The sequence below is a fragment of the Bradyrhizobium sp. MOS002 genome, assembly GCF_003020115.1.
GTDB lineage: Bacteria > Pseudomonadota > Alphaproteobacteria > Rhizobiales > Xanthobacteraceae > Bradyrhizobium.
In genome coordinates, this window is the sequence record NZ_PYFX01000004.1 from 124,948 (window position 1) to 139,909 (window position 14,962).

At 63.7% G+C, this 14,962-nt stretch carries 15 protein-coding genes; 7 read left to right on the top strand and 8 right to left on the bottom strand.

The annotated features are described in order from the left end of the window. The first annotated feature begins 65 nt into the window (after nucleotides 1-65). The 5 genes from C7G41_RS13495 to C7G41_RS13515 all read left to right on the top strand — a co-directional run bounded on the left by C7G41_RS13495 (nucleotide 66) and on the right by C7G41_RS13515 (nucleotide 6,986). A complete protein-coding gene (locus C7G41_RS13495) occupies nucleotides 66-1,964 on the top strand; it encodes a potassium transporter Kup (protein ID WP_199198356.1) in 1,899 nt (632 codons plus the stop codon). A gap of 141 nt (nucleotides 1,965-2,105) precedes the next feature. Then, nucleotides 2,106-4,034 carry a potassium transporter Kup gene (locus C7G41_RS13500; protein WP_106943056.1) on the top strand — a complete coding sequence of 643 codons (1,929 nt, stop codon included), beginning with the start codon at nucleotides 2,106-2,108 and terminating at the stop codon, nucleotides 4,032-4,034. Between the two features lie 328 nt (nucleotides 4,035-4,362). Next, nucleotides 4,363-4,689, top strand: a complete 327-nt coding sequence (locus C7G41_RS13505; protein WP_015686918.1) for a rhodanese-like domain-containing protein — start codon at nucleotides 4,363-4,365, stop codon at nucleotides 4,687-4,689. Nucleotides 4,690-4,697: 8 nt separating this feature from the next. Then, nucleotides 4,698-5,876, top strand: a complete 1,179-nt coding sequence (locus C7G41_RS13510; RefSeq protein ID WP_106943057.1) for an aminotransferase — start codon at nucleotides 4,698-4,700, stop codon at nucleotides 5,874-5,876. Between the two features lie 3 nt (nucleotides 5,877-5,879). Then, nucleotides 5,880-6,986, top strand: coding sequence for a polyamine ABC transporter substrate-binding protein (locus tag C7G41_RS13515; protein ID WP_106943058.1), 1,107 nt, complete (start codon nucleotides 5,880-5,882; stop codon nucleotides 6,984-6,986). 101 nt (nucleotides 6,987-7,087) lie between these two features. On the opposite strand, the gene C7G41_RS13520 is transcribed toward C7G41_RS13515, so the two are convergent. The 6 genes from C7G41_RS13520 to C7G41_RS13545 all read right to left on the bottom strand — a co-directional run bounded on the left by C7G41_RS13520 (nucleotide 7,088) and on the right by C7G41_RS13545 (nucleotide 11,981). Then, nucleotides 7,088-8,020, bottom strand: a complete 933-nt coding sequence (locus C7G41_RS13520; RefSeq protein ID WP_106943059.1) for a lipid A biosynthesis lauroyl acyltransferase — start codon at nucleotides 8,018-8,020, stop codon at nucleotides 7,088-7,090. A gap of 8 nt (nucleotides 8,021-8,028) precedes the next feature. After that, on the bottom strand, nucleotides 8,029-9,306 hold the full coding sequence (locus C7G41_RS13525; protein ID WP_007608847.1) for a beta-ketoacyl-ACP synthase: 1,278 nt from the start codon (nucleotides 9,304-9,306) through the stop codon (nucleotides 8,029-8,031). A 99-nt stretch (nucleotides 9,307-9,405) separates the two neighbouring features. After that, nucleotides 9,406-10,611 carry a beta-ketoacyl-ACP synthase gene (locus C7G41_RS13530; protein ID WP_007592478.1) on the bottom strand — a complete coding sequence of 402 codons (1,206 nt, stop codon included), beginning with the start codon at nucleotides 10,609-10,611 and terminating at the stop codon, nucleotides 9,406-9,408. Then, on the bottom strand, nucleotides 10,608-11,078 hold the full coding sequence (locus C7G41_RS13535; protein WP_106943060.1) for a 3-hydroxyacyl-ACP dehydratase FabZ family protein: 471 nt from the start codon (nucleotides 11,076-11,078) through the stop codon (nucleotides 10,608-10,610). The genes C7G41_RS13530 and C7G41_RS13535 overlap by 4 nt, the downstream gene beginning before the upstream one ends. A gap of 10 nt (nucleotides 11,079-11,088) precedes the next feature. Beyond that, nucleotides 11,089-11,376 (bottom strand): acyl carrier protein, encoded by a 288-nt coding sequence (locus C7G41_RS13540; RefSeq protein ID WP_007592476.1) that lies wholly within the window; start codon nucleotides 11,374-11,376, stop codon nucleotides 11,089-11,091. Between the two features lie 263 nt (nucleotides 11,377-11,639). Then, a complete protein-coding gene (locus C7G41_RS13545; RefSeq protein WP_106943061.1) occupies nucleotides 11,640-11,981 on the bottom strand; it encodes a hypothetical protein in 342 nt (113 codons plus the stop codon). A gap of 271 nt (nucleotides 11,982-12,252) precedes the next feature. Here C7G41_RS13545 and C7G41_RS13550 point away from each other — a divergent pair, with 271 nt between their 5' ends. Beyond that, entirely contained in the window at nucleotides 12,253-12,876 is a 624-nt protein-coding gene (locus tag C7G41_RS13550) for a ParB-like protein (protein ID WP_063992858.1), read from the top strand. 151 nt (nucleotides 12,877-13,027) lie between these two features. Further along, nucleotides 13,028-13,171, top strand: coding sequence for a hypothetical protein (locus C7G41_RS37765; protein ID WP_199198357.1), 144 nt, complete (start codon nucleotides 13,028-13,030; stop codon nucleotides 13,169-13,171). 17 nt (nucleotides 13,172-13,188) lie between these two features. Here the strand turns inward: C7G41_RS37765 and C7G41_RS13555 are convergent, their stop codons facing one another. Beyond that, nucleotides 13,189-14,127 (bottom strand): hypothetical protein, encoded by a 939-nt coding sequence (locus C7G41_RS13555; RefSeq protein ID WP_106943062.1) that lies wholly within the window; start codon nucleotides 14,125-14,127, stop codon nucleotides 13,189-13,191. Nucleotides 14,128-14,325: 198 nt separating this feature from the next. Then, nucleotides 14,326-14,904, bottom strand: coding sequence for a peroxidase-related enzyme (locus C7G41_RS13560; RefSeq protein WP_106943640.1), 579 nt, complete (start codon nucleotides 14,902-14,904; stop codon nucleotides 14,326-14,328). Between the last annotated feature and the right edge of the window lie 58 nt (nucleotides 14,905-14,962).

Genomic DNA, 14,962 nt, shown 5'->3' on the forward strand with positions numbered 1-14,962 from the left:
ACAGGGGCGCCGGAACCGTCAAAAGGCGCCGGATCAATTCTCGGGCAGAAGCGTTCCAGTTTCATATGACGGCGAGCATCACATCGACCGAAGCTCCGGACGGGCCGGTCACCTCTGGTTTCTGGGGCCTGACGCTCGGGAGCATCGGCGTCGTCTTCGGCGACATCGGCACGTCGCCGCTCTACGCATTCCATGAAGCAGTCAGGGGCGCGGCCCATGGCCAGCCGGTCTCGCGGGTCATGGTGCTCGGCGTGCTCTCGCTGATCCTCTGGGCGCTGCTGATCGTCGTCACCGCCAAATACGTCCTGCTGCTGCTGCGCGCCGACAATAACGGGGAGGGCGGCACGCTTTCCCTCATGGCGCTCGGTCAGCGCGCGCTCGGGCGGCGGAGCTGGTTCCTGATGGCGCTCGGCGTGGTCGGCGCCTCCATGTTCATCGGCGATTCCATGATCACACCCGCGATCTCGGTGCTGTCGGCGGTCGAGGGTCTGAAGCTCGCAACGCCCGCCTTCGAGCACTATGTCGTTCCCCTGACCGTGCTCATCCTGGCGCTGCTGTTCGCGGTCCAGAGCAAGGGGACGGCGCTGGTCGCCTCGGCCTTCGGGCCGGTGATGGTCGTCTGGTTCACCGTTCTTGCCGTATTGGGCGCCGTTCACATCGCCGACGATCCGTCGGTGCTAGCAGCGATCAATCCCTATTACGCGCTGCAATTCCTGCTGTCGCACGGCACGATTGGCCTGGTGACACTGGGCGCGGTGTTCCTCGCGGTGACCGGCGGCGAGGCGCTCTACGCAGATCTGGGCCATTTCGGCCGCAAGCCGATCCAGTCGGCCTGGATGTTCTTCGTGCTGCCCTCGCTCCTAATCAACTATTTCGGGCAGGGCGCACTGGTGCTGTCCGATCCCAGCGCAATCGAACACTCCTTCTACCGCATGGTGCCCGAGCACTTCGTGCTGCCGCTGGTTGGGCTTGCGACCGCGGCGACCGTGATCGCGAGCCAGGCGGTGATCACCGGGGCCTATTCGCTGGTCTATCAGGCTGTGCAGCTCGGCCTCCTGCCGCGCTTCGAGGTGCGCTTCACCTCGGAAACCCACGCCGGCCAGATCTATCTGCCGCGTGTAAACCGGCTGCTCCTGATCGGTGTGATGCTGCTGGTGCTGTTGTTCCACACCCCTAGTAATCTGGCTTCGGCCTACGGCATTGCGGTCTCCACCACCATGGTTGCCGACGGCATCATGGGCTTCATCGTGATCTGGAAATTGTGGAACTGGCGGGCCGCGACGGCCGCAGCCGTGATCCTGCCCTTCGTCGTGGTCGACATAAGCTTCTTCAGCGCGAATCTTCTGAAGCTGCTCGAAGGCGCCTGGGTGCCGCTGCTGTTCGGCGTCGTCATGGCCGGGACAATCTGGACCTGGCGGCGAGGGTCCGCGATCCTGGTCCAGAAAACGCGCCGGATCGAAGTGCCGCTGGACGATCTGATCCGGAGCCTGGAGAAGCGGCCGCCGCACATCGTCAAGGGCACCGCGGTGTTCCTGACCAGCGATCCCTCCTTCGTGCCGACCGCGCTGCTGCACAATCTCAAGCACAACAAGGTGCTGCACGAGCACAACGTGGTCCTCACCATCGAGACCGCGCATACGCCACGGGTCGACTTGTCGGAGCGTTTCCGGATGGAGAAGATCAGCGACAAGTTCTTCAAGGTCCGCCTGCGCTTCGGCTACATGGAGCAGCCGAACGTGCCGAAGGCGCTCGCGATCGCGCGCAAGCAGGGCTGGCAGTTCGACATCATGTCGACCTCGTTCTTCGTGTCGCGGCGCTCGCTGAAGGCGTCGGCGCAGTCCGGCATGCCGCTTTGGCAGGACCATTTGTTCATCGCGCTGAGCCGGTCCGCCAACGACGCCACCGACTATTTCCAGATTCCCACCGGACGGGTGGTTGAAGTCGGAACCCAGGTCACCATCTAAACGACGATTGGCCAAGTCATGCAAAATTGCATGTCAAAGCCCCGAAATCGGGCTAGGCTATGCCAGCAGCGCAGGCCTATAAGCCGCGCGCCCTTCTGCCGTTGTGCAGTGAAGCATTTTTAGAGGCCATCAGGCTCTCCCATGACAAGTGATGCAGCGATTTCCGCCCCGGAAACGGCGGCGGCCAATGGGCATGGCGATGCCCACACCACCGCCGGTTTCGGTGCGCTGACACTCGGCAGCATTGGCGTCGTCTACGGCGATATCGGCACCAGCCCGCTCTACGCGTTCCGCGAGGCGGTCATGGCGGCTTCTGGCGCGGAGGGAGTACCGACGCCGGCGGCGGTGCTCGGCGTGCTCTCCCTGATCCTGTGGGCGCTCATCATCGTGGTGACGCTCAAATATGTCGTGATCCTGCTCCGTGCCGACAACAACGGCGAGGGCGGCACGTTGGCCCTGATGGCGCTGGCCCAGCGCGCAGTCGGCACCCGCGGAACCACCATCGTCCTGCTCGGCATCATTTCCGGCGCCCTGTTCTACGGCGACGCCGTGATCACGCCGGCGCTCTCGGTGCTGTCGGCGATCGAAGGTATGAAGGACATCACCCTGCACTTCGAGCCTTACATCGTACCGCTGACCGTGATCATCCTGGTCGGTCTGTTTGCCGTGCAGTCCCGCGGCACCGCTCGCGTCGCCGCCTTCTTCGGCCCGATCATGTGCGTCTGGTTCGCTGTGATCGCGATCGCGGCGATCCACCCGATCATCCAGCAGCCGCAGGTGCTGTTCGCGCTGAACCCGCTCTACGCCGTGTCCTTCATGATTCACCACGGCATCATCGGCTTCGTGACGCTCGGCGCGGTGTTCCTGGCGGTCACCGGCGCCGAGGCGCTCTATGCCGACCTCGGCCATTTCGGCAAGCGGCCGATCCAGACCGCCTGGCTGTTTATCGTGCTGCCGTCGCTGGCGCTGAACTATCTGGGGCAGGGCGCCCTCGTGCTCGGCGATCCCGGCGCGATCGTGAGCCCGTTCTTCCAGCTCTTTCCGCAAGGCTTTTTCCGCGGCTGCATGGTCGTGCTGGCGACCGCCGCAACCGTTATCGCGAGCCAGGCGGTCATCACCGGTGCCTATTCGCTGACGCGCCAGGCGATCCAGCTCGGTCTGTTGCCGCGCTTTGAAATTCGCCATACATCCGAAGCCCATTCGGGCCAGATCTTCATCCCGCGCATCAACCAGCTCCTGCTGGTCGCGGTGGTGCTGCTGGTGCTGTTGTTCCGCTCCTCCAGCGCGCTGGCCTCGGCCTACGGCATCTCCGTCACCGGGACCATGGTGGTCACGGCGATGATGGGCTTCGTGGTGATCTGGAAGGTCTGGAAATGGTCGCCGTTCACGGCCGCCGCCCTGATCGCGCCGTTCCTGTTCCTCGACCTCACCTTCCTGGCCGCCAACCTGCTCAAGGTGTTCGAGGGCGGCTGGGTGCCGCTGGCGCTCGGCGCGCTCATGATCATCCTGATGTACACATGGCGGCGCGGCAGCCGGCTGCTCTTCGAGAAGTCGCGCAAGCTCGAATTCCCGCTCGCCGACCTCGTGGCGATGCTGGAGAAGCGGCCGCCGCAGCGCGTGCCCGGCACCGCCGTGTTCCTGACCAGCGACCCCCTCAGCGCGCCGACCGCGCTGATGCATAGTCTGAAGCACTACAAGGTGCTGCACGAGAAGAACGTCATTCTGACCATCGAGACCGCGCAGACCCCGCGCATCGATCCGGCCGAGCGGGTGAAACTGGAGCAGATCTCGCCGACCTTCTCCAAGGTGACGCTGAAATTCGGCTTCATGGAATCGCCCAACGTGCCGAAGGCGCTGGCGATCGCCCGCAAGCTCGGCTGGCAGTTCGACATCATGTCGACCTCGTTCTTCCTGTCGCGGCGGGCGCTGAAACCGGCCGCCCATTCGGGCATGCCGCGCTGGCAGGACCGGCTGTTCATCTCGCTCAGCCGTTCCGCCAACGACGCCACCGACTATTTCCAGATCCCCTCCGGCCGCGTCGTCGAGGTCGGCACCCAGGTGACGATTTAGCTCCACCGCTGTCATCGCCCGCGAAGGCGGGCGATCAAGTCTTCCAGAGACCGCGAGGGGATACGGGGAGGCCGCGGCGTACTGGATTCCCCGCTTTCGCGGGGAATGACACCGAGCTTGGCGAGAGACCTCACAGCCCAACGGCGAGAAGTAAAGTAGCGTTCGCCCGGGCCTGACCACGAAGGTCGCGCTTCAAGTCGCTGCGATTTAGCTTTAACTTGCGCAAGGCAGCTCAAGCCTTTGTAGCGCTTGATTTTCACCGGCCGAGAGGCGAGGTTGCCGGCCGCCGGGATCGCCCCGGCAGCGGCCCGCGACGTTGGAGGATGATGTGGCAAATCAAGTACAGGATCTGACCCCGGACGAGGTCTCCAAGGGTGTCGCGGAAGGGCGCTATCTCCTCGTCGACGTGCGCGAGCCGAACGAGGTCGAGGCCGAGGCTTATCCCTACGGCGTGGTCGTGCCGCTCTCGACCTTCGATCCCAAAGCGATCCCCGATCCCGCCGGCAAAGAGGTCGTGTTCGCCTGCCGCTCCGGCAAGCGTTCGGTGACGGCCTCGCTGGCAGCGCAGGCCGCGGGCCTGCCTTACGACAAGCATCTGGCTGGCGGCATGCTGGGCTGGAAGGCGGCGGGTCTTCCCAGCAAGGTCGGCGGCTGATCCCGCCGATGTCCAAGAGCTCGTCCCTCAACAAGGTCTTCGCGGACCTTCCCGTCACCATATTCGAGGCGATGTCGCAGGCCGCGCGCGACAATGCCGCCATCAATCTCGGGCAGGGCTTTCCCGACGATCCCGGTCCCGAGGACATCCGCCGCGCCGCGGCCGATGCCTCGCTGAACGGCTACAACCAGTACCCGTCGATGATGGGCCTGCCGGAGCTGCGCCAGGCGATCGCGACCCATTACGGCCACTGGCACGGCCTCGAGCTCGATCCGATGAGCGAGGTGATGGTGACCTCCGGCGGCACCGAGGCCCTGACCTCGGCCATCCTCGCCGTCGTCCAGCCCGGTGACGAGGTGGTGTGCTTCCAGCCGGTGTACGATTCCTACCTGCCGATCATCCGTCAGGCCGGCGGCATTCCGCGCCTGGTCCGGCTCGAGCCGCCGCATTGGCGGCTGAATGAGGACATGCTGAAAAGCGTCTTCAATTCAAAGACCAAGGCGGTGCTCTTCAACAATCCCCTGAATCCGTCCGCGGTGGTGTTTCCGCGCGAGGACCTCGAGCTGCTGGCGCGCTACTGCCAGGAGTTCGACGTCATCGCGATCTGCGACGAGGTCTGGGAACACGTCACCTTCGACGAGCACAAGCACATCCCGCTGATCACCATCCCGGGCATGCGCGACCGCACCATCAAGGTTGGCTCGGCCGGCAAGATCTTCTCGCTGACGGGCTGGAAGATCGGCTTCGTCTGCGCCGCGCCGCCGCTGCTGCGCGTTGCCGCCAAGGTGCACCAGTTCCTGACCTTCACCACCGCGCCGAACCTCCAGGCCGCCGTCGCCTACGGGCTCGGCAAGCCCGACGACTACTTCCTGTCGATGCGCAAGGACCTGGCGCGGAGCAGGGACCGCCTCGCCAAGGGGCTGGAGAGCCTCGGCTTCCCCGTGCTGAAGTCGCAAGGCACCTACTTCCTCACCGTCGACCTGTCGCCGCTCGGGCTGAACGAGAGCGACACCGAGTTCTGCTGGCGGATCGTGAAGGACTACAAAGTCGCGGCAATCCCGGTGTCGGCCTTCTACGAGCAGGACCCTGTGACCTCGGTGGTGCGCTTCTGCTTCGCCAAGAAAGACCAGACGCTCGATACCGCGCTGGAGCGGCTGTCGGACGCAGTGCGCGGGCGCAAGAGGTAGGAGATGACGATCGTCAGCCGCTTTGGTTTTGGCCTCGCGATCGCCGCCGCGCTGACGTTGCTCTCCGCCCCCGCAGGGGCCGAGGAGCGGGTCGTCAATTTCTACAACTGGTCGAACTACGTGGCGCCCGACGTCCTCGAGGCCTTCACCAAGGAGACCGGCATCAAGGTCGTCTACGACACCTTCGACGCCAACGAGACGCTGGAGACGCGCCTGATGGCCGGAAAGTCCGGCTATGACGTCGTGGTGCCCACCGCCTATTTCCTCCAGCGCCAGATCAAGGCCAACATCTTCCAGAAGCTCGACAAGTCGAAGCTGCCGAATTTGGCCAATGCCTGGCCGGTGGTGACCGAACGTCTCGCGATCTACGACCCCGGCAATGTCTACGCCGCCAATTACATGTGGGGCACGACGGGCATCGGCTACAACGTCGCCAAGCTGAAGCAGATTCTCGGAGCGGACGCCAAGATCGACAGCTGGGACATCGTGTTCAAGCCGGAAAATTTGGCGAAATTCAAAGGCTGCGGCGTGCACATGCTGGATTCCGCCGACGACATCTTCCCAGCGGCGTTGAACTATCTTGGGCTCGATCCGAACTCGACCAAGCAGGCCGACCTCGAGAAGGCTGCTGACGTCGTGGCCAAGGTTCGGCCCTCCGTCCGCAAGTTCCATTCGTCCGAATACTTAAGCGCGCTTGCGACCGGCGAGATCTGCTTCGTGGTCGGCTGGTCCGGCGACATCATGCAGGCCCGCGCCCGCGCAGCGGAGGCGAAGGGCGGTATCGAGATCGGCTACACGATTCCGAAGGAGGGCGCGCAGATGTTCTTCGACAATCTCGCGATCCCCGCGGATGCCAGGAACGTCAAGGAAGCCTACGAGCTGATCAACTATCTCTATCGTCCTGATGTCGCCGCCAAGAACTCGGACTTCCTGTCCTACGCCAACGGCAACCTCGCCAGCCAGAAGCTGGTCGATCCGAAAATTTTGAACGACAAAAATATCTATCCAGACGAGGCGACGCTCGCAAAGCTGTTCGTCATCACGGCGCGTGAGCCGGCGACCCAGCGGGTCATCAACCGGCTGTGGACCAGGGTGAAGACGGGAAGGTAATCGCGCCCGTCATTGCGAGGAGCGAAGCGACGAAGCAATCCAGAATCTTTCCGCAGAGGGATTCTGGATTGCTTCGCTTCGCTCGCAATGACGGAACAAGATCACCGCCACCTGCGATGCAACCACAGCCACTGCTCGGGATGCTCGCGGACCCAGCCTTCCACCACGCTCGTGATCGCCTGCGTGGTGCCCTGAATGTCGATCTTGCCGTCGGCGTCCCGCACCGGCGGGACCTCTTCGGTGAGCTCGGCGGTGAAGCGGCCGCCGGGGAGGCGGATGATGCGGGCGCCGTGGATCGGGCATTCGACCTGGCGCAACAGGCGCGCCAGCATCGGATTGGCGCGGGTCTTGCGGCCGAAGAAGGTGACCTCGACGCCGCCGGTCAGATACTGGTCGATCAGCATGGCGACGTGCTTGCCGTCCTTGAGCGCCTGCGCGAGCCGCAGCGGCGCGTCGCGCCCCGCCGGGATCAGCGTGCCCATGTTGACCTGGCGCATCTCCTGGATGATGCGGTCGGCGGAGGCGATATTCGGGCGACGGTAGAGGATCGCCGCATCGAGCCCGTGTGCGACGGCGGCGAGCGCCGGCAGTTCCCAGTTGGCCAGATGCGCGGCGAAGATCAGCGCCGGCTTGCCGTCGTCGCGGATGCGGTCGAACAGCTCGATGCTGCGGCTGGGCAGGTCGATCCGACTGTTTTCCGGATGATCGCGGTCGTAATCCCAGACGTGGTCCATATGGGCGAATTCGGCGCCGACGCGACCGAGATTGTCCCAGACGCCCATCAGGATGGATTCGATTTCCTCGGGCGACTTTTCCGGAAAGGCGGCAGCGAGGTTGGCGCGACCGATGCGGTGCTCGCGAAGTCGGGGCCCGATCAGCCTCGTGACGCGTGCGAAAAAGTCCGAGGTCTTGGCCGGATCGAAATAACGCGTGGTGCGCAACATGCCGACGGTGGCAGCGCCGATCAGGCCTCCACCGATCGACTTGGCCGTCTCCCGCGCGCGGGCCTTCGTCCTCGCCGGAAGCAGCGCCATGCGTCCGGTCAGGCCGGTTCGCGGGTCAGGATCAGCGAGGCGTTCTGGCCGCCGAAGCCGAACGAGTTCGACATGACAGCGGTGACGCGGGCATCGCGTGCCTTGTTGCCGACGACGTCGAACAGGATCGTGGGATCCGGATTGTCATAGTTGATCGTCGGCGGGATGCGCTGATGCTCCAGCGTCAGCAGCGAGAAGATCGCCTCGACCGCGCCGGCGGCCGAGATCGTGTGGCCGACCATCGACTTGTTGGAGGTGACCGGAATCTTCGAGACGAGATCGCCGAACACGGCCGATGTCGTATTGTACTCCATCTTGTCGTTCTCGGGCGTCGCGGTGCCGTGCGCGTTGATGTGGTCGATCTGGTCCGGCGTCATGCCGGCATCGGCCAGTGTCTTGTTCATGCACCCGATGATCGGCTTGCCGTCGGGCGACGAGCGGGTGCGATGGAAAGAATCGGTGAGCTCGCCGCAGCCGGCGATCACACCGAGGATTTTTGCGCCGCGCGCGGTGGCGGCTTCATAGCTTTCGAGCACCAGTGCACCCGCGCCTTCGGCCATGACAAAACCGTCGCGGTTCTTGGAGAAGGGACGGGAGGCCGCCTGCGGCGGGTCGTTCTGGGTCGACAGCGCCGAGAGCAGCGAGAAGCGCACCAGCGCCTCCGGATTCACGGTGCCGTCGGTCGCCACGCACAGCGCGGCATCGGTTTCGCCGCGGCGGATCGCCTCGACGCCGAGCTGGATCGAGGTCGCGCCCGAAGCGCAGGCCGTCGACAACGAGATCGGCGAGCCCTTGGTGCCGAAGGTCTCGGCGAGGTAGGCCGCGACCGAACCAAACATGAAGCGGTGGTGATAGGCGCTGTACTTGCCGCCGCCGGAGATGCGCAGCAGATCGTCGTAATTGAAGTCGGGCTTACCGACGGCGCGGCCGAGCTCGCGGCGCTGCGGCCATTCGACCTCGACTGGTGCGACCGCAAGGAAGAGAGGACCCGGGAAATCCGCCTTGGCGCCGATGCCGGCCTGGTCCAGCGCTTCCTGCGTCACCAGTTCGGCCATCCGCTCGGACAGGCCGGTGGAGGAGAACGGATCGACGCTGACGAAATCCACCGTGCCGGCCATCGTGGTTTTCAGGCCATCGACCGGAAAGCGCGTGATGGTGCGGATGCCGGATTCGCCGGCGACGAGCTTCGCCCAATTGTCGGTCTTGCCGTTGCCGAGCGAGGTCATGATACCCATGCCGGTGACGACGACGACGGGACGCCCGAGTTTGTCGCGTGGTGCAGTCATGTCGATCCCCGCTTGAGCTGGAGCATGATCCGAAAAAGCGTGACGCGGTTTTCCGAGAAAATCATGCCCAAACAATAACCTGCCAAAGCGCAATGCGCTTTAGCTTACTGCCTCGACCAGCGCCATGCCTTCGCCGCGCCAGTGTCCGGCCCCCACCACCACAATCTGGGTGGGCGCTCCCTGCATTTCAATCTCGGTGCCCGTGGAATCGTTCGGCGGAAACAGCGCGCCGCGCGAGATCGACAGTGCGGCGAGCGCGATGCCGAGCGGGAATTGCGTCTCCATGGTGTGGCCGAACATCGTACCGGTCGAGCGCACCGGGAACTCGGCGTGGCCCTTCAGGAAGCCGCGCTCTTCCGATGTCGCCGGCTCCGCGCCGGTCGCACCGGATATGATCGCGCCCTTGCCGTCGCGCTTCGGCAGCTTCGCCCAAAGCTTCTCCAGCGTCGCGGCCATGTCGCCGGGGGTCTTGCGCCGGGCAAGGTCGGCAACGACACTCGACAGCTTCGCGAATGGCTTTGCGCCGCGCGCTTCCGCATGCGCCTTCGATTCCAGCACCAGGAACGCGCCAGCCGAGCCGAGCGCGAAGCCGGCGTGGTCCTTGCGCGCCCACACGGGTGCGAACTTGTCCTTGAGATTGAAATCGCCGAATTCGTAGAGGACCATCAGGTCCTTGCGCTCGCCATTGTGCGAGCCGCCGATCAATGCGATGTCGCTCTCGCCGGAGGCGATGCGCGACAATGCAATGCGGGCGGCATCGGCGCCGGCAACCTCTTCACCCATGAAGGTGCGCGAGGTGCCGCCAATGCCGTGCACGATGGCGATGTTGCCGGCGAGGAGGTTGGAGAGCTGGGCCAGGAACAGCGTCGGCCTGAGATCGCTCATCAGCCGCTCGTTGAGGAAGCCGGGCGCGTTGGCGCCCTTGGCCTCGGCCGTGAGCACGCCGGTGTCGACGTTGAGATCGCGCTCGCCGCCGCCGGCGGCGACCACCATGTCGATCTTCGACAGGATGTCCTTGTTGCCCTTGATCCCGGCGGAGTCGAGCGCAAGCCCGGCCGCATAGGTGCCGATGCGCTGCCAGGCTTCCATCTGGCGCTGGTCGCCCTTCTTCGGGATCTGGCTGTCGAAGGTGACGGGCATCAGGGGGTGCACGATGTAGGGTGCAAAGCCCTTCTCGTCGACATTGATGCGCTTCTCCTGAAGCGCGGCCCAGTTGGCGTCCAGGCCCTCGCCGAGCGAGGTGGCCAGGCCAATGCCGGTGATCCAGACTTCCGTCTGGGCGGGCTTCGAAGCAGTCTCGGTCATGGCGATACGGCCTGTTGCGGAAAGCCGACGCGTTTGGCAATCGCGTCCATATGGGAGCGCATATCCGCATTGGGGAAGGGAATCTGCGTGAAGGTCAGTGTCGAATTCGCACGCAGCTTGCCGCCGACCTTGATCTTGGCTTCGGTCACGGCGTAGCCCGAGCCCTGATGGGCCAGGCTCGCCTCGATGCTCATGAGATCGCCGGGGAAGACCGAGCCGCGGACCTTTGCCTCCTTGACGGCGGCCAGGATCGGCATGCGCTCGAATTTGAGCACGCCAAGCTGAAGCCAGCCCGAGGCCTGCGCCATCGATTCGATCAGGAGCACGCCGGGCATCAGGGGATAGCCCGGGAAGTGCCCCTCGAAGATGGTGCTCTCCATCGGGACCTGAGCCTCGACGACAATCGTCTTCGCGTCGACGTTGAGGTCGACGACGCGATCTATCATGTGGAAGTATTCGAGTTGCATGACCGCGCGCTTAGGCGCTCGCGCCCTTGGCCGCAACCAGTTCGTCGATGCGGGCGCACAGGTTTTTCAGCACGAAATACTGCTCGGTGGTCGCTTTGCCGTCGTTGACCTCCTGGGTCCATTTTTCCAGCGGCAGCTTGATACCGAACTGCTTGTCGATCGCGAACGCGATGTCCAGGAAATCGAGGCTGTCGATGCCGAGGTCATCGATGGCGTGGCTATCCGGCGTGATCGTGTCGCGCGGGATGTCGCAGGTTTCAGCGATGATCGTAGCGACCTGATCGAATGTGGAGGACATCACTAAGCCTTTGATAGATTGCGGATATTTGTCAGATTGTCCAGAGTGGAACGGTGGGTGGGCATCGCGCCCCGATGACGCCCTCAACCCCCCTCTGGCCGGGTCGAGAGCCCGTATATCGGAGCGCCGCCCTGAGTTCAATGGAGCCGGCGAGTGTGGGGACAGGGCTGGCGATGCCCGGTTGAGCCGTTTCCGCCGAAGGACCGTCGGCGGGCCTCGCCAGACGTCTTGCTAGCAGATGTCTTGCCTACCAGATGTGTTGCCTAGATGTGCGGCGTCGTGATCTTGACGCAGTCGCGGCGGCCCATCAGCACGCAATCCTGGGTCCGGCGCAGGTCGGCGATGCTCACCGCGAGCCAGATCCCGATCGCGGTCAGTGCGATGGTGAAGGCCAGCGCCGCGATGTTGGCGAGCATGCGATGGCGGAAATCGTCCGGTCCAGTGCGGGGCTGCTCGTAGCGCGACAGGTCGAGCGGCTCGGGCGCGACGCGCAATTGCTGCACGGTACCGTTGCCGCGGTAGCCCGTCGGGGAAGGCGAGGTGCGCGGCCTGAACTGGACCACCCGGTGCTCGTCATCCGAGCTTATGGGCCGCTGGGTTGTCATGGTGCAGGGATCACTCCGAAGCAGCGATTTTAGATAGCATACGTGGTCAACGCGTTGCAGAAAATCTTCTCAACGCGCACGTGCATTGCGCGTACGCACTATCCTGCAGGGCTGCGGACGAATGACCGCGGAACCCGAGGTCGTGCCGGGCATGCAGAGGGTGCGATGCAATAATCTCCGCTGAGCCGAATGCATTTGCCGGCGCGATGCCCGTGGCATAGTTCAGGGAACCTGACCACGCTGTTGCAACCATGTGAAGGGCCTGTCGACCATGACCAATACGCGCGAACCGAGAGTGCATCCGGTGTCGATCCTGTCGCTGCGGCCGACGCAGATGACCGTCGGGATGCGCGAGGTCAAGGAGAAGCGCAAGCGCTGGCGCGAGCACGACAAGAAGAAGCAGGCCGATCTGCTCGGCAAGCATATGATCCCCGTCGTGCACGGCCCCGACGAGCGCTATTACGTGATCGACCATCATCATCTCGGTCGCGCGCTGCACGACGAGGGCGTCAAGGAGGTGCTGGTCACCATTGTCGGCGATCTCAGGATGGTCGAACGCGAAGCGTTCTGGGGCGTGATGGACAACAAGCGCTGGGTCTATCCCTACGACGCCAAGGGCGAACGGCGACCGTTCCGCGATTTGCCCAAATCAGTCGTCGATCTCAAGGACGATCCTTTCCGGAGCCTTGCCGGCGAGCTGCGCCGCATGGGCGGCTTCGCCAAGGACACCACGCCGTTCTCCGAATTCCTGTGGGCCGATTATCTGCGCCGGAAGCTGTCGCGCAAGGCCGTGGATGCCAATTTCGACAAGGCGCTCGAGAAGGCGATGTCCTCAGCCAAGAGCAAGGACGCGATCTATCTGCCCGGCTGGTGCGGTCCGGCGGACGATGATTAGGCGCAACGCTCACGTCAGTACGGCATGCGACCCCGCAAACCGGATCTGATCACGACCTCTTGAGCGAAACCATCTTCCGTCCGCGCGAAGCAGTGCTGAAACAAAGCCGGTGCCATCTGTTGGAGTTGTCGAACTCACACAGGAGGCCGAAATGCGCCGTCTGGTTTTCGCCGTTGCCCTGCTCGTGGTCGCTTCAGCCGGGATATCGGCATCGTTCGCTGCAGTTCACCATGCCAAGGCATTGACGTTTTCAGAGCGCTTTGCCCCGGCGCTCGAGTTGATGGCGAAGCGCTAGTCCGGATTCGCGCCAGTTCAACCAGCAGCGTCGCGATCGATTTTGCGCAACCGCACAAAGGCGGCCCAGGCCCGCGGATAATCCTTGTCCGCGGGATCAATCGCAAGTAGCGCGCGGCATGCTTCCTTGATCTCCTCAGGCGAAGGACGCTTAGCCGGAACGCCAGATGAGTTGGCTTCCTCCAAGCGATGCTCGACATCCTTCGCGAAAGCCAGGGCCTCGGCGCTCGTCCGCTTCTGCGCCGATTTAGCCAGCGGATGGTCCGAGGTGAAACTCGGCCATGCGGCCGGCGGCTGATCGACACGCCACGTCAGTTCATCTGCCCGTCGCGCCTCCACGCCCGAACTTGAATGCTGTGCTGCCGGCCGTCCTGCCCCTGCTGAGGCTGCCGAACCCGATAAGCCGGCCGATCTCTGCGGGACCGCTGAACCTGGCGCGATCGCCGCTGTCTGTCCGGCCAGCTGGCCAAGCTGTTGTTCCATCGTTCCGCCGCTGGACTTGGGGATGATTTTTTCGACGGTCTTGATCATCGACAGCGCGCCTGGCGATATGAGTGTGTTCTGGTCGGCAATTTTTTCATCGTCCGCACTTGGGCAGGGCTTGTAAGGAGAGCGCTGCGACGTTATCCGCCCACCGTCGTCGATACGGGCAAAATCGATCGCGACGGTGTAAACGAACGCTGCCTCGACATACTGCCTCTCCTTGTCCATCGCCTTTACGGAGCCGCATACGTATTTTGCCTGATCTGCATCGATCGTTCGCAGGCCGTTGAAGTGAGCTGAATTCGGCGCAAGGAGGACGCGCAAAACGGCAGCCCGCGCCTTGCCATGCTCCGATTCGAACATGCTCCGTATCTCGTTCGCATTGATGATTTCGGGCTGATAGTTCCATGCGTATCCGGCCGCGAAGAATGCCGTGCCAATACAGGTCGCGATAACAAATGCCCGCACGTTCATGAGAGGCCCTCAACAGGCACGACTCATCCGCGTCTCCAGTGACGGAAACCGCGCAAGTTGTGCCAAAGCGTTGTGCTAGTTGAGGGTGAGATTCTTAATTAAACGTGTGCGATTGCGAAAACACAGAGTTCCCGTCAAACGGGAACTCATCCGCTCCATTTGTCGGCGGCGCGTTTCTTCCGCGCTCGCCGCGGTCGGTCATTTCTTCGGCAGCCGTCCCATCAGATAGAATTCGTCATTCGGGCGCATGCCGGTGAAATTCGCCAGCCGGTTTGATAATGCGAAGAAGGCGGAGATTGCGGCGATGTCCCAGATGTCGTCGTCGCTGAAGCCATGCGGCGCGAGCGCGGTGAAATCGTCCTCGGAAATCCGCTGCGCATCGGCCGAGACCTTCATCGCGAAGTCGAGCATCGCCTTTTGCCGCGGCGTGATGTCGGCCTTGCGGTAGTTCGTCGCGACCTGGTCCGCGATCAGCGGGTTCTTGGCGCGGATGCGCAGGATCGCGCCATGCGCAATCACGCAATACTGGCACTGATTGGCTGCCGAGGTCGCGACCACGATCATCTCGCGCTCGGCCTTGGTGAGGCCGCCGTCCTTCTCCATCAGCGCGTCGTGATAGGCGAAGAAGGCGCGGAACTCGTCCGGGCGGTAGGCGAGAGTCAAAAACACGTTCGGCACGAAGCCGCTCTTCTCCTGCACGGCGAGGAGACGTGTGCGGATGTCGTCAGGGAGCGCATCGAGGGCGGGAGCGGGGAAGCGTTGAGCGGGCGTTGTCATGAGCATGGATTCCGGCTTGGGGCCGGCAACCATAGTCGATGCCGGTGCCTTGCTCAAC

What these genes read in the sequence shown, in the direction of transcription:
- C7G41_RS13510 (WP_106943057.1), top strand. Translation starts at nt 4,698, where the DNA reads ATGTCCAAGAGCTCGTCCCTCAACAAGGTCTTCGCGGACCTTCCCGTC.
- C7G41_RS13500 (WP_106943056.1), top strand. Translation starts at nt 2,106, where the DNA reads ATGACAAGTGATGCAGCGATTTCCGCCCCGGAAACGGCGGCGGCCAAT.
- C7G41_RS13515 (WP_106943058.1), top strand. Translation starts at nt 5,880, where the DNA reads ATGACGATCGTCAGCCGCTTTGGTTTTGGCCTCGCGATCGCCGCCGCG.
- C7G41_RS13560 (WP_106943640.1), bottom strand. Translation starts at nt 14,904, where the DNA reads ATGACAACGCCCGCTCAACGCTTCCCCGCTCCCGCCCTCGATGCGCTC.
- C7G41_RS13525 (WP_007608847.1), bottom strand. Translation starts at nt 9,306, where the DNA reads ATGACTGCACCACGCGACAAACTCGGGCGTCCCGTCGTCGTCGTCACC.
- C7G41_RS13545 (WP_106943061.1), bottom strand. Translation starts at nt 11,981, where the DNA reads ATGACAACCCAGCGGCCCATAAGCTCGGATGACGAGCACCGGGTGGTC.
- C7G41_RS13535 (WP_106943060.1), bottom strand. Translation starts at nt 11,078, where the DNA reads ATGCAACTCGAATACTTCCACATGATAGATCGCGTCGTCGACCTCAAC.
- C7G41_RS13530 (WP_007592478.1), bottom strand. Translation starts at nt 10,611, where the DNA reads ATGACCGAGACTGCTTCGAAGCCCGCCCAGACGGAAGTCTGGATCACC.
- C7G41_RS13550 (WP_063992858.1), top strand. Translation starts at nt 12,253, where the DNA reads ATGACCAATACGCGCGAACCGAGAGTGCATCCGGTGTCGATCCTGTCG.
- C7G41_RS13520 (WP_106943059.1), bottom strand. Translation starts at nt 8,020, where the DNA reads ATGGCGCTGCTTCCGGCGAGGACGAAGGCCCGCGCGCGGGAGACGGCC.
- C7G41_RS13495 (WP_199198356.1), top strand. Translation starts at nt 66, where the DNA reads ATGACGGCGAGCATCACATCGACCGAAGCTCCGGACGGGCCGGTCACC.
- C7G41_RS37765 (WP_199198357.1), top strand. Translation starts at nt 13,028, where the DNA reads ATGCGCCGTCTGGTTTTCGCCGTTGCCCTGCTCGTGGTCGCTTCAGCC.
- C7G41_RS13555 (WP_106943062.1), bottom strand. Translation starts at nt 14,127, where the DNA reads ATGAACGTGCGGGCATTTGTTATCGCGACCTGTATTGGCACGGCATTC.
- C7G41_RS13540 (WP_007592476.1), bottom strand. Translation starts at nt 11,376, where the DNA reads ATGTCCTCCACATTCGATCAGGTCGCTACGATCATCGCTGAAACCTGC.